At 58.3% G+C, this 21138-nt stretch carries 24 protein-coding genes and 1 pseudogene; 17 read left to right on the forward strand and 8 right to left on the reverse strand.

What is annotated here, in order from left to right; genetic code table 11:
* Position 1: 1 nt before the first annotated feature.
* Positions 2-1693 carry an FAD-dependent oxidoreductase gene (locus JQM66_RS07635; protein WP_235229290.1) on the forward strand — a complete coding sequence of 564 codons (1692 nt, stop codon included), beginning with the start codon at positions 2-4 and terminating at the stop codon, positions 1691-1693.
* 48 nt (positions 1694-1741) lie between these two features.
* Here JQM66_RS07635 and JQM66_RS07640 read toward each other — a convergent pair whose 3' ends face one another.
* The 3 genes from JQM66_RS07640 to JQM66_RS07650 are packed head-to-tail and all read right to left on the reverse strand — an operon-like array spanning position 1742 to position 3538.
* Positions 1742-2299 carry a chromate transporter gene (locus JQM66_RS07640; protein WP_235229291.1) on the reverse strand — a complete coding sequence of 186 codons (558 nt, stop codon included), beginning with the start codon at positions 2297-2299 and terminating at the stop codon, positions 1742-1744.
* Positions 2296-2886 (reverse strand): chromate transporter, encoded by a 591-nt coding sequence (locus tag JQM66_RS07645; RefSeq protein WP_235229292.1) that lies wholly within the window; start codon positions 2884-2886, stop codon positions 2296-2298. The genes JQM66_RS07640 and JQM66_RS07645 overlap by 4 nt, the downstream gene beginning before the upstream one ends.
* Complete coding sequence (locus JQM66_RS07650; protein ID WP_235229293.1) at positions 2879-3538, reverse strand: Crp/Fnr family transcriptional regulator; 660 nt, start codon at positions 3536-3538, stop codon at positions 2879-2881. Before JQM66_RS07650 ends, JQM66_RS07645 begins: the two co-directional genes overlap by 8 nt.
* Positions 3539-3672: 134 nt before the next feature.
* On the opposite strand from JQM66_RS07650, the gene JQM66_RS07655 reads away from it, so the two are divergent.
* The 14 genes and pseudogenes from JQM66_RS07655 to JQM66_RS07725 all read left to right on the forward strand — a co-directional run bounded on the left by JQM66_RS07655 (position 3673) and on the right by JQM66_RS07725 (position 13760).
* Complete coding sequence (locus tag JQM66_RS07655; RefSeq protein ID WP_235229294.1) at positions 3673-4443, forward strand: DUF134 domain-containing protein; 771 nt, start codon at positions 3673-3675, stop codon at positions 4441-4443.
* Between the two features lie 70 nt (positions 4444-4513).
* On the forward strand, positions 4514-5143 hold the full coding sequence (locus tag JQM66_RS07660) for a rubredoxin-like domain-containing protein (protein WP_235229295.1): 630 nt from the start codon (positions 4514-4516) through the stop codon (positions 5141-5143).
* A 2-nt stretch (positions 5144-5145) separates the two neighbouring features.
* Positions 5146-6291 carry a rubrerythrin gene (gene rbr / locus JQM66_RS12675; protein WP_328284122.1) on the forward strand — a complete coding sequence of 382 codons (1146 nt, stop codon included), beginning with the start codon at positions 5146-5148 and terminating at the stop codon, positions 6289-6291.
* 13 nt (positions 6292-6304) lie between these two features.
* Positions 6305-6682, forward strand: a complete 378-nt coding sequence (locus JQM66_RS07675; RefSeq protein WP_235229296.1) for a desulfoferrodoxin family protein — start codon at positions 6305-6307, stop codon at positions 6680-6682.
* Between the two features lie 372 nt (positions 6683-7054).
* Positions 7055-7336: pseudogene (locus tag JQM66_RS07680) on the forward strand (thioredoxin family protein); the annotation flags it as partial.
* 63 nt (positions 7337-7399) lie between these two features.
* Complete coding sequence (gene trxB / locus JQM66_RS07685) at positions 7400-8305, forward strand: thioredoxin-disulfide reductase (RefSeq protein ID WP_235229354.1); 906 nt, start codon at positions 7400-7402, stop codon at positions 8303-8305.
* A 1-nt stretch (position 8306) separates the two neighbouring features.
* Complete coding sequence (locus JQM66_RS07690) at positions 8307-8516, forward strand: hypothetical protein (protein WP_235229297.1); 210 nt, start codon at positions 8307-8309, stop codon at positions 8514-8516.
* The gene (locus tag JQM66_RS07695) at positions 8504-9166 is read left to right on the forward strand and encodes a cytochrome c biogenesis CcdA family protein (protein ID WP_235229298.1); all 663 of its coding nucleotides are present in this window, start codon (positions 8504-8506) and stop codon (positions 9164-9166) included. The genes JQM66_RS07690 and JQM66_RS07695 overlap by 13 nt, the downstream gene beginning before the upstream one ends.
* Positions 9167-9175: 9 nt before the next feature.
* Positions 9176-9775, forward strand: a complete 600-nt coding sequence (locus JQM66_RS07700; RefSeq protein ID WP_235229299.1) for a TlpA family protein disulfide reductase — start codon at positions 9176-9178, stop codon at positions 9773-9775.
* A gap of 74 nt (positions 9776-9849) precedes the next feature.
* Entirely contained in the window at positions 9850-10524 is a 675-nt protein-coding gene (locus tag JQM66_RS07705; protein WP_235229300.1) for a MarR family winged helix-turn-helix transcriptional regulator, read from the forward strand.
* A 134-nt stretch (positions 10525-10658) separates the two neighbouring features.
* The gene (locus JQM66_RS07710; RefSeq protein ID WP_235229301.1) at positions 10659-10796 is read left to right on the forward strand and encodes a SpoVA/SpoVAEb family sporulation membrane protein; all 138 of its coding nucleotides are present in this window, start codon (positions 10659-10661) and stop codon (positions 10794-10796) included.
* Between the two features lie 133 nt (positions 10797-10929).
* Complete coding sequence (locus tag JQM66_RS07715; protein WP_235229302.1) at positions 10930-12096, forward strand: aminotransferase class I/II-fold pyridoxal phosphate-dependent enzyme; 1167 nt, start codon at positions 10930-10932, stop codon at positions 12094-12096.
* Between the two features lie 56 nt (positions 12097-12152).
* Complete coding sequence (locus tag JQM66_RS07720; protein ID WP_235229303.1) at positions 12153-13292, forward strand: M20/M25/M40 family metallo-hydrolase; 1140 nt, start codon at positions 12153-12155, stop codon at positions 13290-13292.
* A 102-nt stretch (positions 13293-13394) separates the two neighbouring features.
* A complete protein-coding gene (locus tag JQM66_RS07725; RefSeq protein WP_328284124.1) occupies positions 13395-13760 on the forward strand; it encodes a GNAT family N-acetyltransferase in 366 nt (121 codons plus the stop codon).
* A 42-nt stretch (positions 13761-13802) separates the two neighbouring features.
* Here JQM66_RS07725 and JQM66_RS07730 read toward each other — a convergent pair whose 3' ends face one another.
* From JQM66_RS07730 to JQM66_RS07740, 3 genes are all read right to left on the reverse strand, one after another.
* Positions 13803-14492: a helix-turn-helix domain-containing protein gene (locus JQM66_RS07730; RefSeq protein WP_235229305.1), complete on the reverse strand. Its 690-nt coding sequence runs from the start codon at positions 14490-14492 to the stop codon at positions 13803-13805.
* A 140-nt stretch (positions 14493-14632) separates the two neighbouring features.
* Positions 14633-15007: a desulfoferrodoxin family protein gene (locus JQM66_RS07735; RefSeq protein ID WP_235229355.1), complete on the reverse strand. Its 375-nt coding sequence runs from the start codon at positions 15005-15007 to the stop codon at positions 14633-14635.
* A 397-nt stretch (positions 15008-15404) separates the two neighbouring features.
* Positions 15405-16304, reverse strand: a complete 900-nt coding sequence (locus JQM66_RS07740) for a helix-turn-helix domain-containing protein (protein WP_235229306.1) — start codon at positions 16302-16304, stop codon at positions 15405-15407.
* Between the two features lie 151 nt (positions 16305-16455).
* On the opposite strand from JQM66_RS07740, the gene JQM66_RS07745 reads away from it, so the two are divergent.
* Positions 16456-18450, forward strand: coding sequence for a DNA gyrase/topoisomerase IV subunit B (locus tag JQM66_RS07745; protein WP_235229307.1), 1995 nt, complete (start codon positions 16456-16458; stop codon positions 18448-18450).
* Between the two features lie 21 nt (positions 18451-18471).
* A complete protein-coding gene (locus JQM66_RS07750; protein ID WP_235229308.1) occupies positions 18472-19245 on the forward strand; it encodes a formate/nitrite transporter family protein in 774 nt (257 codons plus the stop codon).
* A gap of 63 nt (positions 19246-19308) precedes the next feature.
* On the opposite strand, the gene JQM66_RS07755 is transcribed toward JQM66_RS07750, so the two are convergent.
* Both JQM66_RS07755 and lipA read right to left on the reverse strand, forming a co-directional pair.
* Entirely contained in the window at positions 19309-20289 is a 981-nt protein-coding gene (locus JQM66_RS07755) for a lipoate--protein ligase (protein ID WP_235229309.1), read from the reverse strand.
* Entirely contained in the window at positions 20276-21136 is an 861-nt protein-coding gene (lipA, locus tag JQM66_RS07760) for a lipoyl synthase (protein WP_235229310.1), read from the reverse strand. The genes JQM66_RS07755 and lipA overlap by 14 nt, the downstream gene beginning before the upstream one ends.
* Positions 21137-21138 lie beyond the last annotated feature (2 nt).

A 21138-nucleotide genomic window follows, 5' to 3' on the forward strand; every position in this document is an offset into this window, starting at 1 on the left:
TATGAAAGTTGTCATCGTAGGCGGCGTGGCAGGCGGCGCTACTGCTGCGGCCCGCATCCGCAGATTGGAGGAGCAGGCGGAGATCGTGGTGTTTGAGCGGTCCGGGTTCATCTCCTACGCCAACTGCGGTCTGCCCTATTACATTGGCGGAGTCATTGAGAACCCCGAGGAGCTGACCCTCCAAACGCCGGAGAGCTTCTTCTCCCGCTTCCGGGTCAACATGAAGGTACGCCACGAGGTCACTGCCATCCACCCCGACAAAAAGACGGTCTCCGTGACAAATCTGGAAACCGGAGATGCGTTCGAGGAAAGCTACGACAAGCTGATCCTCTCTCCCGGAGCCAAGCCCACCCAGCCCCGGCTCCCCGGCGTGGGATTGGACAAGCTGTTCACCCTGCGCACCGTGGAGGACACCTTCCGCATCAAGGAGTACATTGACCGGAACCGTCCCAGGTCCGCCGTATTGGCGGGCGGCGGCTTCATTAGCCTGGAGCTGGCGGAGAATCTGCGGGAACTGGGGATGGAGGTCACCATCGTCCAGCGGCCCAAGCAGCTGATGAACCCCTTTGACCCGGACATAGCGTCCTTTATCCACAGTGAAATGCGCCGCCATGGCGTGAAGCTGGCTCTGGGTCACACGGTGGAGGGCTTCGAGGAAAAGAACGGTGGCGTGGATGTGCTGCTGAAGGACGAAGCTCCCCTCCATGCCGACATGGTGGTGCTGGCCATCGGCGTTTCTCCGGACACCCACCTCGCTCAAGAAGCTGGACTGGAGCTGGGCATCAAGGGCAGCATCGTGGTCAACGACCGGATGGAGACTTCCGTTCCCGACATCTATGCCGTGGGCGACGCGGTGCAGGTGAAGCATTTCGTCACCGGACAGGATGTTCTGCTCTCCCTGGCAGGCCCCGCCAACAAGCAGGGCCGTATCGCGGCGGACAACATCTGCGGCGGCGACAGCCATTATATGGGCAGCCAGGGCAGCAGCGTCATCAAGGTCTTTGATATGACAGCGGCTTCCACCGGTGTCAACGAAACCAACGCAAAAAAGGCTGGGCTGGACGTGGACACCGTTGTCCTCTCCCCCATGAGCCATGCGGGCTACTACCCCGGCGGCAAGGTCATGACCATGAAGGTAGTCTTTGAAAAGGAGACCTACCGCCTGCTGGGCGCCCAGATCGTGGGCTATGAGGGCGTAGACAAGCGCATCGATGTGCTGGCCACCGCCATCCGGGCCGGGATGAAGGCCACGGAACTGAAAGACCTGGACCTGGCCTACGCGCCGCCCTATTCCTCCGCCAAGGACCCGGTGAATATGGCGGGCTTTATGATCGAAAACATTGCAAACGGCGTCCTGAAGCAGTGGCATCTGGCAGACGCGGACACGCTCCCCCGGGACGGCAGCGTAACGCTGCTGGATACCCGCACGGTGGAGGAATTTGCCCACGGACACATCGACGGCTTTACCAACATCCCTGTGGATGAACTGCGGGAGCGGCTGGGTGAGCTGGACAAGTCCAAGCCGGTGTACGTCATCTGCCAGAGCGGCCTGCGCAGCTACATTGCTTGCCGTATCCTGGCCGGAAATGGCTTTGACTGCTATAACTTCTCCGGCGGCTTCCGGTTCTACGACGCGGTAATGAACGACCGCTGCCTCATTGAATCGGCCACTGCCTGCGGTATGGACAAATAACAATAACCCCTTCTCAGATTCCACAGGAACATGAGAAGGGGTTATTCTTTAGTAAATGAGAATCCCAAGCATAGCCGAGGCGATGATCAGCAGGATGGGCGAGAGTTTTTTCTTTTTGAGAGTACGATACATCGCCATACAGGCAGCCAATACCACCACGATCAGCAGTGCCCGCAAGTCCGCTTTGGCACCTTGCACCAGAGGAAAGCAGTTGTGCAGCGTCATATAGACGCCGGTGGCCAGGATAATGCCGATCATACAGGGCTTCAATCCCTGCAGAACAGCCTGTGCATACTTGCCTTTCAGGATACCCCTGAGCAGGTTCATGACCAGTAGGATCACGAAGAAGGACGGCAGTACTACTGCCAGCGTGGCGAGGACTGCGCCCCCAAAGCCAGCCTGACTGCTGCCCACATACGTGGCGAGATTCACCATGATGGGGCCGGGTGTGCTTTCGCTGACGGCGATCATATAGCTCAACTCCTCGTCGCTGAGCCAGCCGCAGGACAGCACCACATCCCGGATGAGGGGGATGGCGCTGTATGCACCGCCGAAGGTAAAGCAGCCCACCTTCAAAAAGCCCAGAAGCAGTTCCAGATAGATCATTGCCCGGCACCGCCTCTCTGCGCCGGTGCGCTTTTTGCGGCAAAAACGGACAGGCTGATGATCCCTGCTGCCAGCATCAAAGCGACAGAGGAGATCCGCAAGGAGAAGAGGTTGCCAAGCAGCATGATGACAAAGGCGCATCCTGCGATGATACGCGGCTGCGGCTTTTTCTTCATCTTCTTCAGCATCGTTGCCCTAGCATCTAAAATCAGCAGGCTTACGCCCACTTTGATGCCCCTGCATGCTGCAGCAATCACCTGATATTCCAGAAAGTGCTCCAGGAACATGGAGATGAGATAGAGGATCACAAAAGAAGGGAGCACGATACCCAGGGTCGCCAGCACGGCACCCGTCATGTCTGCCATCTTGTAGCCCACATAAGTGGCGCAGTTGATGGCGATGGGGCCGGGCGTGGATTCCGCCAATACGGTGAGGTCCATCATCTCATCCTGTGTTAGCCACCGCTTTTTCTCCACGCAGGTATCGGTGATCACGGAGATCATGGCGTATCCGCCGCCAAAGGTAAACAGCCCTACTTTCATAAAACTGAAAAAGAGTTGAGAGAGCATCGGCAGCGGCTTACGCATGTTGCAGTTCCTCCAATGCGGCCCCATCCGTGATCTCCACAGTTCCCCGGGCCAGCTTCACCATGCCCTCGCTCTGGAAATACCGCAGCATCCGGGTGACTACCTCCCGGGCAGTTCCCAGATGGTTGGCAATGGTCTCGTGGGTAATTTTGAGGACCTGCGTTTCTTCCAGCGTGCTTTCTTCCAGCAAAAACGCGGCCAGCCGCTTGTCAAAGCTCTTCCACATGATCTGCTCCATGAGCCACATGACCTCGGAGAAGCGGGTGGCCATGATCTCATTGGTAAAATTGGATACCGGGGCGGATTCCTGCATGATGCTTTGATATATTTCTGCAGGGACGATCCACAGCTCCGTGTCCTTTTCCGCCTTGATCATCATTTCAAATTGAATGGACCGCATCATGCAGGAGGCGGAGAACAGGCAGATATCCCGGTCAAACAGGCGGTAGAGGGTGATCTCTCGTCCCTCGTCGGAGAGGATGTAGGCGCGAAGCTGACCATGCCGGATCAGAAGCAGACCCGTACAATCCAGGTTTCCGTTATGAAGAACGGCCCCCTTCTTTACAGTGCGGCTGACCGCATTGCCTTTGAGTTGCTGCTGCTGTACGGAAGTCAATTTCTCCCAAACAGGAAAATAATCTTGAAACTCCATGGTACACCCCCTCTGCTTCAGTCACACCCAGTATAAAGCTGTTTACGGCATATGTCAATTATGATAATTGACATATGCCGTAAATGGGCCTATACTTTCTTTATAAAGCAACGTGAAGAAAGGAGGCATACCCTGTGCCAAGGCCAAAGAAATGCAGGCGCGTGTGTGATTACCCCCGGACGCTGACATTTTTGCCGGAAGACCTCAAAGACAGAGAACAGGCCGTCATCCTGACGGTGGATGAGTACGAGACCATCCGCCTCATCGACAAAGAGGGACTCTCCCAGGAACAGTGCGGCGATTTCATGCAGGTTGCCCGCACCACCGTGCAGCAGATCTACGCCAGTGCCCGTAAGAAACTGGCGGATGTGCTGGTGGACGGCCTTCCTCTGCGGATCGAGGGCGGAGACTATCAGCTCTGCAACGGGGGCAACCGGGCCTGCGGATGCAGCAACTGCTATAAACAAAAATTCAATCAACTATATGAAAAACCAAAAGGAGAACACATCATGAGGATTGCGGTCACTTACGAAAACGGAGAAATTTTTCAGCACTTCGGCCACACGGAGCAGTTCAAGGTCTACGATGTGGAAAACGGCAAAATCATGTCCGCCGAGGTGGTGGATACCAACGGCAGCGGCCACGGCGCACTTGCAGGTGTTCTGAGCGCGCTGCATGTGGACGCACTGATCTGCGGCGGCATCGGCGGCGGCGCTCAGGCGGCGCTGGCAGCGGCAGGCATCCAGCTGTATGGCGGTGTATCCGGCGACGCGGACCAGGCGGCAGAGGCGCTGGCTGCCGGAACGCTGGCCTATAACCCCAATGTGATGTGCAGCCACCACGGAGAGCACCACCACGAGGGCAACTGCGGTGATCATGGCTGCGGCCATCACTCCTGCGGTTGAAATAAGTGACAAAGTCACGGTATTTGTGCCGTGATTTGATAAAATATGGCTAAAGGAGGCGGTGAACCCTATGAAGCAATATGTTTGCAGTATTTGCGGCTATGTTTATGACGAAGCTGCCGGTGGCAAGTGGGAAGATCTTCCTGTCGATTGGAAGTGTCCCCTGTGCGGTGCAGATAAATCCCAATTCCGGGAGAAAATCGAGCAGGCCAAGCCTGCTGCTGCGCTGGACAAGCCCCATGTGGAGAAAGAACTGTCCGCCATGGAAATGAGCATCATCTGCTCCAACCTGGCAAGAGGCTGTGAAAAGCAATATCTGCCCCAGCAGGCGGAAGATTTTCGGAAGCTGGCAGAGTTCTTCCAGTCCAAGGCGGAACCGGTGCAAGAGCCCAGCGTCAAAAAACTGCTGGAACTGATTGAACATGACCTCTCGGTTGGCTATCCCTATGGCAACGCAGTATCCGCCGAGAAGCCGGATCGGGGCGCCCTGCGGTGCCAGGTCTGGAGTGAAAAAGTCACCCGGATGCTCCAATCCCTGTTGACCCGCTATGAAAGCGAAGGGGACAAGATGCTGGAAAATACCGGTGTCTGGGTCTGCACGGTCTGCGGCTTTGTCTATGTGGGCAACGCGGCTCCGGAACTGTGCCCGGTCTGCAAGGTGCCCAGCTGGAAATTTGAAAAAGTGGAAGGGAGGGCTTGATGATGGCTGAAAAATACGCGGTGAGAAATCTTCGTTTATGCACCAAGGACTGTCTGTGTCTTTACGTCTGTCCCACTGGGGCCACGGATACGGAGAACAGCGTCATTGACCCGGAAAAGTGCATCGGATGCGGCGCCTGTGCCGAAGCCTGTCCATCCTCTGCCATTTCTATGGTTCCCAAGACCCTTCCTGTGCAGCAGCCCAAGGAGGAGAAAGTTGTAGAAGCCCTGCGGGGTCTGGTACAGAGCAAGGCGCAAGCCGAGAGCATTGCTTCTCAGTTGCCGGATGCCCTGAGCGTGGCTGTGGAAAAATCCTCCCGGCTGATGGCAGAGGACCTGTGCCGTGAAGCGGGCTTCATGCTTCCCCAGAGCAGCAACACTAAGGCGTTCCTGGAAAGCATCAAAGCATATCCCGGCATCCCGGCGGATGTGGTGGAATCCCTGTTACATACCATTCAATTCAATGAAAAAACGGAGGAAACAAGCATGGAAAAGTGGAAATGCAGCGTCTGCGGTTACATTCATGAAGGCCCCATGACCCCTGATTTCAAGTGCCCTGTCTGCAAGCAGCCCGCCGACAAGTTTGTGAAGATCGAAGAGGCCGCCCCTGCGAAGAACCCCTATGCCGGTACCAAGACGGAGAAGAACCTGTGGGAAGCCTTTGCCGGTGAGAGTCAGGCCCGGAACAAGTACACCTACTTCGCCTCCGTCGCCAAGAAGGCCGGCTACGAGCAGATCGCCGCGCTGTTCCTGCACACCGCTGAGAACGAGAAGGAACACGCCAAGCTGTGGTTCAAGGCTCTGGGCGAGCTGGGCGATACTGCCGAGAACCTGCTCCATGCCGCTGAGGGCGAGAATGCCGAGTGGACGGATATGTATGACCGCATGGCCCGTGAGGCCGACGAGGAAGGCTTCCATGAGCTGGCCGAGCAGTTCCGTGGCGTTGCTGCCATTGAGAAGGTCCATGAGGAGCGCTACCGCAAGCTGCTGAGCAACGTGGAGGCCATGGCCGTCTTTGAGAAGAGCGGCGTTACTATGTGGGAGTGCCGTAACTGCGGCCACCTGGTCGTTGGCACCAAAGCTCCCGAGGTTTGCCCTGTCTGCAAGCATCCCCAGGCATTCTTCGAGGTGCGCGCGGAAAACTATTAAGGGGGAGTTATTGATGAGCGCAAAGTTTTACATCTGCCGTCACTGCAGCAATTTGGTGGGCGTGATCCATGACTCCGGCGTGCCTATGATGTGCTGCGGCCAGAAAATGGAGGCTCTGGAGCCCAACACTGTGGAGGCCAGCGGTGAAAAGCATCTGCCTGTGGTCGCTGTGGAAGATGGCGCGATCAACGTCAATGTGGGCGCTGTGAACCATCCCATGGCTCCTGAGCACTTCATCGAGTGGGTCTATGTTCAGACGGAGCGTGGCGGTCAGCGCAAGACCCTGAAGCCCGGCGATGACCCCAATGTCACCTTCTCCCTGGGAGATGACAAGGCAGTGGCTGTTTACGCATACTGCAACCTCCACGGTCTGTGGATGACCGAGATCTAAAACACTGAGATAATCGCCTGCCGCTGTTTCGGCAGGCGATTATTCTAATGGAGGAATTATGCGGCATACAAATGTGAGTTTTATCTTCCTTGATCGAGTTCTGGAGGTTGAATGAAATATTTGAGGCCAACAGTGGAAGTCCGCTCTGGCACTGACCCTTCCGGATATCTGTGGTAGTATAGCCTACCCGGAAATTGTGAAAAACATCGGGACGGACGCATTATGCTGAATCGACAGAATAATCCCGCCAGAGATGGCGGCTTCACGCAGCGGAGCTGCCTTTTTGTGATATCGTCACGGAAGCATCGGTCATTTGTGGTATACTGATCATAATAAAAGCAAAAGGAGCGATGAGTGATGTCGATTTTGAATATGAATGCAGAAGGCTACCGGAAGTTCACACAGGCGGAGCAGCCTGTTATGGTTGAATTCTCAGCCCCTTGGTGTGTATATTGCCGCCGTCTGGCTCCAGCATTGGAGAGTGTGGCGGAGGAGTACCAGGATACGTTGGTGTTTGGTGCGGTCAACATTGATGACGAGCCGGAATTAGCTCAGTCCGAGAAGATCGAAGTTGTCCCCACTTTGCTGATCTATCAGAACGGACAGGTTCTTGGCTCTATCGTAGCCCCGGAATCCAGGGCACAGCTGGTGGCTTTCATTGAGGAAACCTTGCAGCACCGGGAGCAGGAGGCGAATGTTACGAAACATATCTATGATATGATCGTGGTGGGCGGTGGACCCGGTGGCTATACCGCAGCACTTTATGCTGCCAGAGCCGGATTGGACACGGTGGTTTTGGAGAAACTGTCTGCCGGCGGGCAGATGGCTTTGACCGAGCAGATCGACAACTATCCCGGCTTTGAGGATGGCATCGACGGCTTTTCTCTGGGAGAGAAAATGAAGCGTGGAACAGAGCGGTTCGGCGTAGAGACAAAGCTTACCGAGGTGCTGTCACTTGACCTGTCCGGTACTGTGAAGAAAGCGGCGACCAGTGAAGGCCCCTTGTTTGCCAGAACAATCGTGTTGGCAACCGGTGCCGGCCCGAGAGAACTGGGGGTTGAGAGCGAGCAAGAACTGATTGGCAAAGGCGTCAACTACTGTGCGGCTTGTGACGGAATGTTCTACAAGAACAAAACTGTGGTCATCGCAGGCGGTGGGAATACCGCTGCGGCAGACGCTCTGATTCTCTCCCGCATTTGCAAAAAGGTAATTGTTGTTCATCGCAGAGATACCTTGCGGGCAACTAAGATCTACCATGAACCGTTGATGAAAGCGGAGAATGTGGAATTCCGATGGGACAGCGAGATTATTGAGCTGCTTCACGACGAAAAGGTGATCGGCATCCGACTGCGGAATGTGAAAACCGGAGAGAAGACCACTCTGGCCTGTGATGGTGTGTTTGTCAGCATTGGAAGGAAACCTTCCAGCGAATTGGTGAAAGATCAGGTTAAGGTTGATCCAGCGGGTTATATCATTGCAGATGAGAGTACCCGCACCAACATTCCCGGCGTATTCGCTGTGGGTGATGTCCGTACAAAGGCATTACGGCAGGTTGTGACCGCCGTGGCCGATGGAGCAACCGCTGTGCACTATGCAGAAGAATATTTGGCAGGAGGAATGTGAGATGAAAAAAGGAAAAAAGTGGCTGAAGCCAGCTCTTTTTACCGCAGGTGGCGCATTGATTGGCCTCTCATATTATTGCTTTGTCGGATGCTCCACCGGAGCCTGCCCACTGACTGCTAACCCATTCATCACGATGGCGTATATGGGCTTGGTTGGCTGGCTGCTGTCCGGCGTTTTCGGAAAGGAATGTGAGAACGGATGCAATATGTAATATCCTTCCTGGAAGGCATCATCACGTTCATCTCTCCCTGTCTGCTGCCCATGCTGCCTATATACATCTCTTACTTCGCAGGCGGTGGAGAGCGCAGCATAGGAAAGACACTTGCGGGCGCCGTTGGCTTTGTGGCTGGTTTTACCGCTGTTTTTGTGACCATGGGCGCTCTGGCAGGCACCGTTGGCGGCTTCCTTCGGGAATATCAAACCGCAGTGAATATTATTTCCGGCTTGGTGGTGATTTTCTTTGGGCTGAACTTCTTGGGCGTTTTTCAGCTGAATCTGTTTAAGGGCAGCAGCCGGTCTGTGGATACCGGAAATATGAATTTCTTTTCAGCATTGCTCTTTGGCGTGATCTTTTCCCTGGGCTGGACGCCTTGCGTAGGAGCCTTCCTGGGCTCTGCGCTGATGCTGGCCTCTCAGCAGGGGCATGTGGCAGAAGGAATGTTGATGCTCCTTGCCTATTCTTTGGGGCTGGGAATTCCTTTCCTTCTCAGCGCCGTGCTGATCGACTATCTGAAGTCGGCTTTCAACTGGATCAAAGGTCACTACCGGGCCATTAACCTTGTCTGCGGCGTTTTTCTGGTGCTGGTAGGGATCCTGATGGCCACCGGGACTCTTGGGCGGCTTCTGAGTCTGCTCAGCTAAGGAGGTACTATGAAAAGCAAGAAAACAGTTCTAATGATTCTCCTTGCCTTTGTCTTGGTGCTGGGCGGCGCCAGTGTGCTTTACAACCGTTTGGGCGAGAATTTGGCTCCCGAGCAGCTGGCAGAGCAGGCTCCGCAGGCGTCAGAACCCGTATCTGATAATTCAGCTGGTTCCGGGGAATCTGAACCGGAAAAAGTGCTTGCGCCGGATTTCACCGTGTATGATTTGGAGGGGAATGAGGTACATCTGTCGGACTTCATCGGGAAACCCGTCATCCTGAATTTCTGGGCCAGTTGGTGCGGCCCCTGCCAGAGCGAAATGCCGGACTTTGATGAGGCCTATGCAGAGTTGGGAGATGAGATACATTTTCTTATGGTGAATATGACCACCAGTTCTCGGGAGTCCTTTGAAAAGGCGTCAGCGTTTATCGAGGATAAAGGTTACTCGTTCCCAGTGTTCTATGACCTGGATTCCAATGCGGCCACGACCTATGGTGTGTATTCGCTCCCGACAACGCTGTTCATTGATGCAGAGGGGTATGGAATTGCTCAGGCCACCGGTGCCATCGATCGCGAAATCCTGCAGAGAGGGATAGACATGATTAAGTGATATTGTGCAGAATGTATGGCCTCTCCTATGGAAGAATAACTCACCATGTTCAACAAACATACAGGAGAACATAGATGCAAAAGAATATCGCTATATACAGAAGCATAGACACATGGCTTGAGAAGCAATACGCGCAATTGGGATTGACTGGACTTCAGGCATCCGCAATTATGGTTCTGTTAGATGCCCATAAGATATCACAAAGTGAACTTGCCGGTGAGCTTGGCGTAGGGAAGAGTGCCGTCTCAAAAGTGTCCAGTAAACTTTTGGAATTAGGCTACGCTGAGCGGCGACGAAGACGGAAAGATAAGCGGCTTCATTTGCTATGCCCGACCCAGAAAGCTGCTCAACTCAGTCCTCAGTTGGTCGCTATTCAGAACCAGCTGGAAGAAATACTCTTTTCGGATTTTTGGGAAGGTGACCGGGAGAGGCTGGAATACTATCTGGATAGAATCAGAGATAATATTCCGCTGCTTCATGGGAGATCGTTTGAGCCGGTGCCGCCATATCGTATGAAAGATATTCCGGATGATCTGCGAAATATCACACCAGAGCAATGGGAGGCCATGCGGAAGGTCGATATCAGAACCGTAGATAAATCTCAACTTGTTGATATTCGGACGATCAAAATCGATGAGGAACTGCCACCCATTGACAGATGGTTTAGCTATCTGCGTCAAGTCAAAAACCCATATTGCGTCAGAGTAGGGGACATGGCGATAAAGATCAACTTTCCTGACGAGAATTGATTTAACCGCGCACCCCATTCATAGGTATAATTGTGTCAATCGGGAGTGAATATGATTGTTTGGTCCAAACAGTATCCCGATGCAAAGGCGGCCCACTGAAAAGTGGGCTGCCGTAATTTCTCAGAGAAAAGTGTATGTCTATCTTAACACAACCAGAGGGCTTCGTCACCGGCATGGCGGCCAAGATGTTCACGGTAGCAGGCCCGGTCATCGTGTTCGGCACGCTGGCGTCGGCCATTTACGGCGTGATCCTGATGCTGCTGGGTGGATAAGACCTGCCCCACAGCCGCGAAAACCGCGGTTGTGGGGCATTTTTGTCAAAAGAAATGGAACCTCCGGCTTGGCAGGCGGAAGTTTTTGGAGTATAATATTTTTCAACTGTCAATCAACATCGGAGGGATTTCCATGGAATTTCAATTTGCCAGCCGGATGGACCAGTTCCAGGCCGGTATTTTCGGCGTGCTGGACCAGAAGCGCCGGGAGGTGGAGGCCACGGGCCGGAAGGTGTACAACCTGTCCATCGGCACCCCGGACTTCCAGCCTGCGCCCCATGTGATGCAGGCCCTGTGTGACGCCGCCGGGGACCCGGAGAACTACAAGTACGCCCTGACAGAGCTGCCCGAGCTGCTGGAGGCTGTGCAGAACTGGTACCGCACCTGCTACGGCGTGGAGCTGGAGCAGGACCAGATCATGTCCGTCTACGGCTCTCAGGAGGGTCTGACCCACATCGGCCTGGCTATCTGCGACCCCGGCGACGTGGTGCTGGTGCCCAACCCCGGCTACCCCATCTTTGAGATGGGCCCCATGCTCTGCGGCGCGAAAATCGAGTATTACGAGCTGCGGCCGGAGAATGGTTATCTGCCGGACCTGGACGCCATCGACCCGGAACTGGCCCGGAAGGCCAAGATGATGGTGGTGTCCTACCCCGCCAACCCTGTGTGCGTGGCGGCGCCCCGGTCCTTCTACGACAAGCTCATCGCCTTCGCCAAGAAGTACCATATCATCATTATCCACGACAACGCCTACTCCAAGATCATCTTCGACGACCATGAGAGCATGTCCTTCCTGTCGGTCCCCGGGGCCATGGAGGTGGGCGTGGAGTACAACTCCCTGTCCAAGACCTATAACCTCACCGGCGCCCGCATCTCCTTCGTGCTGGGCAACCGGGAGATCATCCAGAAGTACCGGACCCTCCGGTCCCAGATCGACTACGGCATCTTCCTGCCGGTGCAGAAGGCGGCCATCGCCGCCCTCAACGGCCCACAGGAGGGGGTGGAGGAACAGCGGTTGGCCTATCAGGCCCGGCGGGACGCCCTCTGCGGCGGCTTCCGGTCCATCGGCTGGAACGTGCCGGACAGCCAGGGCAGCATGTTCGTCTGGGCCCCCATTCCGGAGGGCTACGCCACCAGCGCGGAGTTCTGCTTCGATCTGCTGGAAAAGACCGGCGTGCTGTGCACCCCCGGCTCCGCCTTCGGCACCCTGGGGGAGGGCCACGTGCGGTTTGCCCTCACCAAGACCCCGGAGGAGATCGCGGAGATCATCCAGGTGGTCAAGGCGGCTGATATGTTTTAAGGAAAAGACCGGACAGGGCTGCGCCTTGTCCGGTTTTTGAAAAGGAGTGGTTTTCCATGGAGATGGAGCAGATCAAAGCCTACGCGGCGGCCCACGCCGAGGAAGCGCGGCAGTTGACGGAGGTCCTGTGCCGCATCCCGGCCCCGTTCGGGAAGGAGCGGGCCAGGGCGGAGTTCTGCAAATCCTGGCTGGAGCGGTACGGCGCGCAGAACGTCCGTATCGACAGCGCGGACAACATGGTGCTGGAGCTGAACGCCGCCGGCAGCGACGCCCTGACGGTGCTCATGGCCCACACGGACACCGTGTTCCCCGATACGGCGCCCATGGAGGTCCGCCGGAAGGGCGGACGGCTGCTGTGTCCCGGCGTGGGGGACGACACCGCCAACCTGGCGGAGTTGCTGGTGGCGGCCCGGTTCCTGCTGGAGCAGGGGATTTCCCCCAAGCACGGCCTGGTCATCGCCGCCAACAGCGGGGAGGAGGGCCTGGGCAATCTGCGGGGCTGCCGCCAGCTGATAGCGGACTACCGGGGCCGGGTGGCCCGGATGATCTCCTTCGACGGCTACTATAACCGCCTGTGGAACAAGGCGGTGGGCTCCGCCCGGTACCGGGTGACGGTCCGGACCCGGGGCGGCCACAGCTTCCGGGATTTCGGCGCACCCAACGCCATTGCCCAGCTCGCGGAGCTGATCGGGACGCTGTACACCGTCCGCCCCCACTGGGGGCCGGAGGGAACGGTCACGACTTATAATGTGGGGGCCATTCAGGGCGGCACTTCCGTCAACACCATCGCCCAGGAGGCCTCCATGCTCTACGAGTACCGCTCCGACGAGGCGGCGGGCCTGCGGGGCATGGAGGAAGCCTTCCGGGCCGTGGTGGAGGATTTCCGGGCCAGGGGCGCGGAGATCGAAGTGGAGTCCCTGGGCGTCCGCCCCTGCGGGGAGGGGGTGGACCCGGTGGCCCAGCAGGCCCTGTCCGACTGGAGCGAAGTCCTGCTGAAAAAGCACACGGCCGGGGACATCGTGGTGGAGCCCGCCTCCACGGACTGCAACATCCCCCTGTCCCTGGGCATCCCGGCGGTGAGCTTCGGCCTGTGCGACGGCGGCGGGGCCCACACCCGGCAGGAGTGGATCGAGGCCGCCTCTCTGGAGACGGGCCTGGGCATCGCCCTGGAAGCGGTGCTGCATGTTTCGGAATGATGGAAAGGGGAAGCGGATATGGGAAACGTGGAACTGGCAAAAGCCTGCGACATTGAAGGCTGGATGGACTTGGTGAAGTAGGTCCGGGACAGCTTTCCCGGACTGGAGACCCGGGAGGCCCTGGAGGAGCACCGGAAAACGGTGCTGGACTTTATGAGCAGAGACGCTGCCATCTGCGCCAAGCGGGAGGGCCGGGTCGTGGGCGCTCTGCTGTTTTCCAGAGAGCCCGCGGTGCTTTGCTTTCTGGCGGTGGACGATGCCTGCCGCAGGCAGCACATCGGGGAGCGCATGGTGGCCTGTATGCGCACCTTCCTGGACCCCGCCAAAGAGGTGACGGTCACCACCTACCGGGAGGGTGTGCCGGAGGGTGTGGCGGCCCGGGCCTTTTACAAGCGGCTGGGCTTTGCGGAGGGAAGGCTGACCGAGGAATTCGGAAGCCCGGTCCAGGAATTTATATGGAAGCCATGAGAAAAGGACAGCCGTTTGGCTGCCCTTTTAGCATGCGCTCCTTTATTCTGTTAGCGGGAACCAACTGGCGCTGCCTGCAGAGAAATTCAGGTTCTTTGCCACCGCCGCACTGCGGCTGCCGGTGCCATCGCTGACGGAGACCGTGACGGCATAGCCGAGCCATCCGCTCTCCAATGCGGCGGTCCCGGTACAGACGCCGCCGCTGCATGGTACGTCAAAGACGGCGGATTTCCCCTCCGGGTCCGTGAAGGTAATTTGATAGATATAGGCATCTCCTGAGACGCTGGGGGTGAATTGGTAGGCCACCGTGTCATCGGACACGCTGGAAAATCTCACCCCGGAGACGGTAAAGGTGTCCGGCAGGGTGCTTACCGCCTGCGCCGTCTCCGCCGGGACCACGTTCCGCCATGTCCAGGCCCACAGCCCGCCCGCCAGCAGGCAGGCTGCCAGGAAGCCGCAGAGGGCGGGCAGCAGCCAGGGGTGCTTTTTCGGCGGGACATCCGGCTCCCCGGGGGCGGCTGCCGCCGACTCCGCTGTTTCCCGGCCGCAGAGGGCGTCCAGGGAAGTGTCCAGGGCCTCTGCCAGGGCCAGCAGCCGGTTCAGATCCGGGACAACGTCCCCGGTCTCCCACTTACTGACGGCCTGCCGGGAGACGCCGATCTTCGCCGCCAGCTCCTCCTGGCTCAGGCCCAGGGCCTTCCGCCGCCGGGCCAGGTGTTCGTGAAATGTCATGGATGTCCCCTCCTTTGCTGGCTCCATGATACCAGAACGACCGGTTGCGCGCAACCAGCGGGGGCTGGCATTGCCGCAACCAGCCGTTGCGGAACGAAAAAACACCCGCCGGGTGTCCGGCGGGCATGGGTATACGCGCGTTACAGCTCTGCCTTCCAAAGGCCGTGGAGATTGCACCAGGCATAGACGGCCTTGGCCGTCTGGCCCTCTGCCAGGGCAAAGACCACCTCGGGGGCCTCGCCGGGCTGCGGCCACTGGATGAAGGCGCCCTTCTCGGTCTCCAGGGCCACCCAGGGGATGTAGTGCTCGGCGGTCATGGGATGGGCCACGGAGCCCACGGACACCTTCACCAGTCCGCCCTCCACCGTGACGGCGGGCACGTGTTTCTCCACGGCGGCTTCGGTGACGCCGGCTTCCAGCAGGACCATGTCCTCGCCGCAGCACTTCAGGGGAACGCCGGTGGAGGTCAGCTTGGTCACGATATTGCCGCAGTGCTTGCAGATATAAAATTTCATCATGGGAGGTCTCCTTTCATCAGTCGGGATGTATCCCGTTCCTGGTTGCTTTCTGATGACAGCATAGCAGAGTTTGTCCCTGATAACTGTTGCGCCTGCAACAAAAAAGCGAAATTGCGGGAAAAAAGTCGAAATTCTCACGGTGAGAGAGAATGGTGTCGAAAAACGGCGGCGGAAGAAAACCGGGAAAATGTGCGTGATTTTTTCGTAAATTCCGGAGTTGACATAACGGTGTGGAAAACTCTGTGGAGAATGTGAAAAACCCTTGATTATGAACTGTTTGTGAAGGTGACAGTCCGGTTATGGGTAACATTACGCAACAACATTTTCGGGAAGAACCGGTTTTTGAAACGGGAAAAGGCGGGAAAGCATCTTCGCTTCCCGCCCATTCGGTTGTTCAATTCAGCTCCAGAATGGCGTCCACGGCGCCGCTTTCGCAGTTGTACCAGAAATATCCATCGTGCAGCCCGCCGCCGCTGTCCTCAAAGGCATAGTAGATCAGCATGGAGGCACTGTCCAGCCCCCACTGCAGGAACTGGTATTCAATTTCGGGGAACCCGGTCTCGTCCACATGGCGGTCTTTCCGCAGCTCCGTGGCTTCCACGCCCATGGAGAGGTAGGCATTCAGGTTGCTCTCTGAATGCCGGTCCAGCCAGGACAGGGCCAGGTAGGTGCCATCATCATATTGGAGAGCAATGACGTATTTGGAGCTGTCCGGCGCCCACCACAGACCCCCGTATGTGCAGTCGCCGTAGGTAATGTAGGTCTTCGCGCCGTTGCTGCCCGTGATGCGCAGGGAGGCGGCGTCTTTCAGGGAGAAGTCGGAAAAGCCGCCCAGATCGAAGGATTTGCGGTACACCGTGACGCTGGTCTGCCCGTCGGGAGACACGCTCCTGTCCGTGACGAACAGGACGCCGCTTTTCCACAGGAGCATCCCGCAGAGCAGCCCCATCCCCAGCAGGCAGGCCGCCAGCAGGCCCAGATACCGCTTCCGGGCGGAGCGCAGCTTGTGGGCCAGCGCTCCTTTGGAGTAATCCAGCACCTGCCGGGTGTGGGCCTCCGTCTGGCCGGGCGTCTCCGGCTGGCTGCTCCGTTCCCCCTGGATCAGCTCCAGGATGGAGATGCCCAGAATATCCGCCAAAGGCTCCAGCAGGGAGATGTCCGGCGCGCACAATCCCCGCTCCCATTTGCTGACGGCCCGGTCCGTGATGTGCAGCCGCTCCGCCAGGTCCTTCTGGGTCATGTTCCGTTCCTTCCGCAGCGCCCGGATCAGGGCGCCGGTCTTTGTGGGGTCCATGGGTCATCCCTCCTTATTCTTCTAAGATAGCGGAGATTTCCGCCAAAAGCAACAAACCGCCGGTTGAGTGGCACCCCTTGAACCTGTGGGGTTCTTGTGATACAATACCACATATTGAAAAATTGGGCGGTTTCGCCCCTTCGGAGGAACTATGGCAGCAAAAAAGCAGGATTACGGCAACGAGAGTATTTCGTCCCTGAAAGGCGCGGACCGGGTCCGGAAACGGCCCGGCGTCATTTTCGGCTCCGACGGCCTGGACGGCTGCGAGCACGCGGTCTTTGAAATTCTCTCCAACTCCATCGACGAGGCCCGGGAGGGCCACGGCAAGACCATCACCGTCACCCGGTTCCTGGACCGGTCCATCCAGGTGGAGGACATGGGCCGGGGCTGCCCGGTGGACTGGAACGAAAAGGAGCAGCGGTACAACTGGGAGCTGGTGTACTGCGAGCTGTACGCCGGCGGCAAGTACGACAACCTGTCCGGTGACAACTACGAGTATTCTCTGGGCCTCAACGGCCTGGGCGCCTGCGCCACCCAGTACGCCTCCCGCTACATGGATGTCACCGTCTGGCGGGACGGCCAGGAGTATACGCTCCACTTTGAGCGGGGCGAGATCGTGGGGGAGCTGAACAAATCGCCCCTGCCCAGGAATCAGAGCCGCAAGACCGGCACCCGCACCCGGTGGCTGCCCGACCTGGACGTGTTCACGGACATTGCCATCCCCGCCGAGTACTTCACGGACGTGATGAAGCGGCAGGCGGTGGTCAATGAGGGCATCACCTTCCGCTTCCGCAACGAGACCGAGCCGGGGAAGTTCGAGGAGACGGAGTTCCTGTACGAAAACGGCATCACGGACTATGTGACGGAGCTGGCAGGCGAGGGGAGTCTCACCTCTCCCGTGTTCTGGCAGGCGGAGAAGAAGGGCCGGGACCGGGCGGACAAGCCGGAGTACAAGGTGAAGCTCAGCGTGGCCTGCTGCTTCTCCAACAAGGTCAACGTCATTGAGCACTACCACAACTCCAGCTGGCTGGAGCACGGCGGCAGCCCGGAAAAGGCCACCAAATCGGCCTTCGTCTCCGCGGTGGACAAGTACCTGCGGGACCAGAACAAGTACCAGAAGAACGAGAGCAAGATCACCTGGGCGGACATCGAGGACTGCATCGTTCTGGTCAGCAACAACTTCTCCACCCAGACCAGCTACGAGAACCAGACGAAAAAGGCCATTACCAACAAGTTCGTCCAGGAGGCCATGACGGAGTTCCTGCGGACCAACCTGGAAATTTACTTTATTGAGAACCACTTCGACGCGGAGAAGATCGCTGAGCAGGTGCTCATCAACAAGCGCAGCCGGGAGAGCGCGGAGAAGCAGCGGCTGAACATCAAGAAGAAGCTCTCCGGCAGCATCGACATCGCCAACCGGGTCCAGAAGTTCGTGGACTGCCGGTCCAAGGACCCGGAGAAGCGGGAAATTTATATCGTGGAGGGCGACTCCGCTCTGGGCAGCGTCAAGCTGAGCCGGGACGCGGAGTATCAGGGCATCATGCCGGTTCGCGGCAAGATCCTGAACTGCCTGAAGGCGGACTACGCCCGCATCTTCAAAAGCGAGATCATCACGGACCTCATCAAGGTCCTGGGCTGCGGCGTGGAGGTCCAGAACAAGCATGTCAAGGATATGGCTTCCTTCGACCTGAGCAACCTGCGGTGGAGCAAGATCGTCATCTGCACCGATGGCGACGTGGACGGCTTCCAGATCCGGACCCTGATTTTGACCATGCTGTACCGCCTGACTCCCACCCTCATCCGGGAGGGCTACGTCTATATCGCCGAGACACCCCTGTTTGAGATCAACTGCGGTGACAAGACCTGGTTCGCCTATTCCGACAAGGAAAAGAACGACATCGTCAAGGGGCTGGAGGGGAAGAAATACAAGATCGACCGCTCCAAGGGCCTGGGCGAGAACGACCCGGACATGATGTGGCTCACCACCATGAACCCGGAGACCCGCCGCCTCATCCGGGTCATGCCGGAGGACGTGGAGCGGACGGCCCAGGTCTTCGACCTGCTGCTGGGGGACAACCTGCAGGGGAGAAAGGACCATATTGCCGAAAACGGGTATAAGTATCTTGAAATGGCAGATATTTCGTAAAGACAGAGAGAGGAACAGGTCATGGAAAAACGGTATGTGTCTCCGGCGGAGGTCTGCGGGAATTTTCTGGCCGTGGGGGAGCGGAAGGCCGCTCTGCCGCTGGATAAAATGCTGGTGATGGCGGTCCTGGCAGGGGCCTTCATCGCTTTGGCGGGGGTGGCCTCCACCTGGGGCTCCATGCTGGTGGAAAACCTGTCCCTGCGGCGGCTCATCGCCGGGTGCGTGTTCCCGGCGGGCCTTGCTATGGTGGTGCTGACGGGCACAGAACTGTTCACCGGCAACTGCCTCATGTCCATCGCTCTGCTGGACCGGCGCATCACAGTGCCCGCCATGCTGCGGAACTGGTGCGTGGTGTATGTGGGCAATTTCATCGGCGCGGCGGCGGTGGCCGCCATGGCGGTGTGGGGCGGTGTGTTCGCCGGGAAAGAGGAGTTCCTGGTAAACGCCGCCATGGGCAAGATCATGCCCGTGGAGCAGGCCATTTTCCGAGGCATTCTGTGCAACATCCTGGTGTGCCTGGGGGTGCTGATGGCCGCCGCGGCCACAGATGCCGGCGGCAAGGTGGTGTCCCTCTTTTTCCCGGTGGCGGCCTTCGTCATGGCGGGCTATGAGCACAGCGTGGCCAACATGTACTACCTGACGGCGGGCGTCCTGGCGGGAGCGGACCTCTCCGCTGCGGATATCTTTATCCGGAACCTGCTGCCGGTGACCATTGGCAACATCATCGGCGGCGCCGTCATCCTGGGCGGCGGGTACTGGTACATGTACCGCAAGGGCGCCGAAAGGGCCAACTGAACCGCATCCATACAGTAAAACGCACCGGAATCGTTCCGGTGCGTTTTTGTAATTTGGCTTGTTTCAATCCGCGATGACCTCGGCCATCTCCCGGGCGGAGATGCGGTAGACCGCGCCGTCGATGCCGTGGGCTTGCAGGGCATCCAGCACGGCGGAGCGCTCATAGCGGCAGCCCACCAGGGCGGCGCAGATGGTCTCTGCGTCCAGGGTGGAGAAGAAGTCGCCGTAGACGGCGGCGCTTTGGATGACGCCCTTCTGCACGTCGATCTTGAACTGCATTTTGCCGCCGGCCAGCCGGCCGGTGCGCTCAATGTTGAACTTGGGGTCGGCACCGTAGATGCGCTCCCAGTTGTTGAATTTCTCCGCAGCGATCTCCCGGATGCACTGGTCGTCATCCGGGGTGATAGTATAGACGGCGTCGCTGCCGCCCATGATGTGCCGGACCATGCATTCCTTGAAGGTCTCCGCGTCCATGGGGGCGGGCAGGTGCTCGGCGATGTTGGTGACCCGGTCCCGGACGGACTTGATGCTCTTGGAGAGAATTTTATAGCTGTCCACGGTGGTGGACTCCACCATCTGGCGGGTGTCCGTGTCGAACAGCAGGGAGCCGTGGTGGACGATGCAGTCCCCCAGCCGGTACTGGGCGTTGCCGGAGAATTTCTTGCCCCCGATGGTCAGGTCGTTGCGGCCGTTGAACTCCGCGCGGACCCCCAGCTCCGCCAGGGCGCCGATGACCGGGGCGATGTACTGCTGGAACTCGATCTCCCCGGCCTCCTTGTGCTGGATGAAGGAGAACTGCCAGCCGCCCAGGTCCGTGTAGATGGTGCCGCCGCCGCTCATGCGCCGGACGATGTGGATGCCGTGTTCATCGGCGTAGGGCTTGTTGATCTCCTCCAGCACGTTCTGGTACTTGCCCACCATCAGGGTCGGGGTGGTCCGCCAGAAGAGAAACACGGTGTCCGGCAGCCGCTTTTCCAGGGTGAAGTAGGTCTCCACGCCGAAGTTGTAGTAAACGTCGGAGGAGCCGGTCTCAATATAGATCATGGACGTCCTCCAGAACCTCCCACGCCTTGTAGGAGCTGCGGGCCAGGGGTGCGGAGGCCACATGGCGGAAGCCCTTGGCCAGGGCCATTTCCTTGTAGCGGGCGAAATCCTCCGGCGTGGCGTACCGGGCCAGGGGATAGTGCTGGGGAGAGGGCTGCAGGTACTGGCCGATGGTCAGAATGTCGCAGCCGGTGTCCAGAATGTCGTCCATCAGGGCGCTGATCTGATCCTCTGTCTCGCCAAGGCCCACCATGAAGCCGGTTTTGGTCAGCAGGGTGGGGTCCTTCTGCTTGCAGTAGCGCAGCACATCCAGGGACCGCTGGTACCGGGCCTGGGGCCGCACGGCGGACTGGAGCTCCTTGACGGTTTCCACGTTGTGGTTCAGCACCTCCGGGTGGGCGGCGATGACGATGTCCAGGGCGTCGGTGTTGCCCTTCATGTCGGAGATCAGGGTCTCCACGGTGGTGCCGGGGCAGACTTCCCGGATGGCCTGAACGCACTTGGCGAATTGCTCCGCGCCGCCGTCAGGCAGGTCGTCCCGGGTGGAGCAGGTCAAAACGACATGGCGCAGGCCCAGCTTTTTGGCGGCTTTTGCCACATTCATGGGCTCCTCCGGGTCCGGGGGCAGGGGATGGCCGGTGGTGACGTTGCAGAACCGGCAGTTCCGGGTGCAGATGCTGCCTAAAATCATAAAGGTGGAGGTGTGCTTGCGGTAGCACTCCCCCAGGTTGGGGCAGTTGGCCTCCTTACAGACGGTGTTCAGCTTCAGGTCCCGCATCATCTCCGCCACCTCGTTGACGGCGTCCTGATTGTACCGGACCTTCAGCCATTCAGGCTTCTTTTCCATGG

This window comes from Oscillibacter valericigenes (assembly GCF_021531915.1).
Lineage (GTDB): Bacteria > Bacillota > Clostridia > Oscillospirales > Oscillospiraceae > Oscillibacter > Oscillibacter valericigenes_A.

Coding starts and splice junctions, on each gene's coding strand:
- JQM66_RS07635 (WP_235229290.1), top strand. CDS start 2: ATGAAAGTTGTCATCGTAGGCGGCGTGGCAGGCGGCGCTACTGCTGCG.
- JQM66_RS07640 (WP_235229291.1), bottom strand. CDS start 2,299: ATGATCTATCTGGAACTGCTTCTGGGCTTTTTGAAGGTGGGCTGCTTT.
- JQM66_RS07645 (WP_235229292.1), bottom strand. CDS start 2,886: ATGCGTAAGCCGCTGCCGATGCTCTCTCAACTCTTTTTCAGTTTTATG.
- JQM66_RS07650 (WP_235229293.1), bottom strand. CDS start 3,538: ATGGAGTTTCAAGATTATTTTCCTGTTTGGGAGAAATTGACTTCCGTA.
- JQM66_RS07660 (WP_235229295.1), top strand. CDS start 4,514: ATGAAGCAATATGTTTGCAGTATTTGCGGCTATGTTTATGACGAAGCT.
- rbr (WP_328284122.1), top strand. CDS start 5,146: ATGGCTGAAAAATACGCGGTGAGAAATCTTCGTTTATGCACCAAGGAC.
- JQM66_RS07675 (WP_235229296.1), top strand. CDS start 6,305: ATGAGCGCAAAGTTTTACATCTGCCGTCACTGCAGCAATTTGGTGGGC.
- trxB (WP_235229354.1), top strand. CDS start 7,400: ATGATCGTGGTGGGCGGTGGACCCGGTGGCTATACCGCAGCACTTTAT.
- JQM66_RS07690 (WP_235229297.1), top strand. CDS start 8,307: ATGAAAAAAGGAAAAAAGTGGCTGAAGCCAGCTCTTTTTACCGCAGGT.
- JQM66_RS07695 (WP_235229298.1), top strand. CDS start 8,504: ATGCAATATGTAATATCCTTCCTGGAAGGCATCATCACGTTCATCTCT.
- JQM66_RS07700 (WP_235229299.1), top strand. CDS start 9,176: ATGAAAAGCAAGAAAACAGTTCTAATGATTCTCCTTGCCTTTGTCTTG.
- JQM66_RS07705 (WP_235229300.1), top strand. CDS start 9,850: ATGCAAAAGAATATCGCTATATACAGAAGCATAGACACATGGCTTGAG.
- JQM66_RS07710 (WP_235229301.1), top strand. CDS start 10,659: ATGTCTATCTTAACACAACCAGAGGGCTTCGTCACCGGCATGGCGGCC.
- JQM66_RS07715 (WP_235229302.1), top strand. CDS start 10,930: ATGGAATTTCAATTTGCCAGCCGGATGGACCAGTTCCAGGCCGGTATT.
- JQM66_RS07720 (WP_235229303.1), top strand. CDS start 12,153: ATGGAGATGGAGCAGATCAAAGCCTACGCGGCGGCCCACGCCGAGGAA.
- JQM66_RS07730 (WP_235229305.1), bottom strand. CDS start 14,492: ATGACATTTCACGAACACCTGGCCCGGCGGCGGAAGGCCCTGGGCCTG.
- JQM66_RS07735 (WP_235229355.1), bottom strand. CDS start 15,007: ATGAAATTTTATATCTGCAAGCACTGCGGCAATATCGTGACCAAGCTG.
- JQM66_RS07740 (WP_235229306.1), bottom strand. CDS start 16,304: ATGGACCCCACAAAGACCGGCGCCCTGATCCGGGCGCTGCGGAAGGAA.
- JQM66_RS07745 (WP_235229307.1), top strand. CDS start 16,456: ATGGCAGCAAAAAAGCAGGATTACGGCAACGAGAGTATTTCGTCCCTG.
- JQM66_RS07750 (WP_235229308.1), top strand. CDS start 18,472: ATGGAAAAACGGTATGTGTCTCCGGCGGAGGTCTGCGGGAATTTTCTG.
- JQM66_RS07755 (WP_235229309.1), bottom strand. CDS start 20,289: ATGATCTATATTGAGACCGGCTCCTCCGACGTTTACTACAACTTCGGC.
- lipA (WP_235229310.1), bottom strand. CDS start 21,136: ATGGAAAAGAAGCCTGAATGGCTGAAGGTCCGGTACAATCAGGACGCC.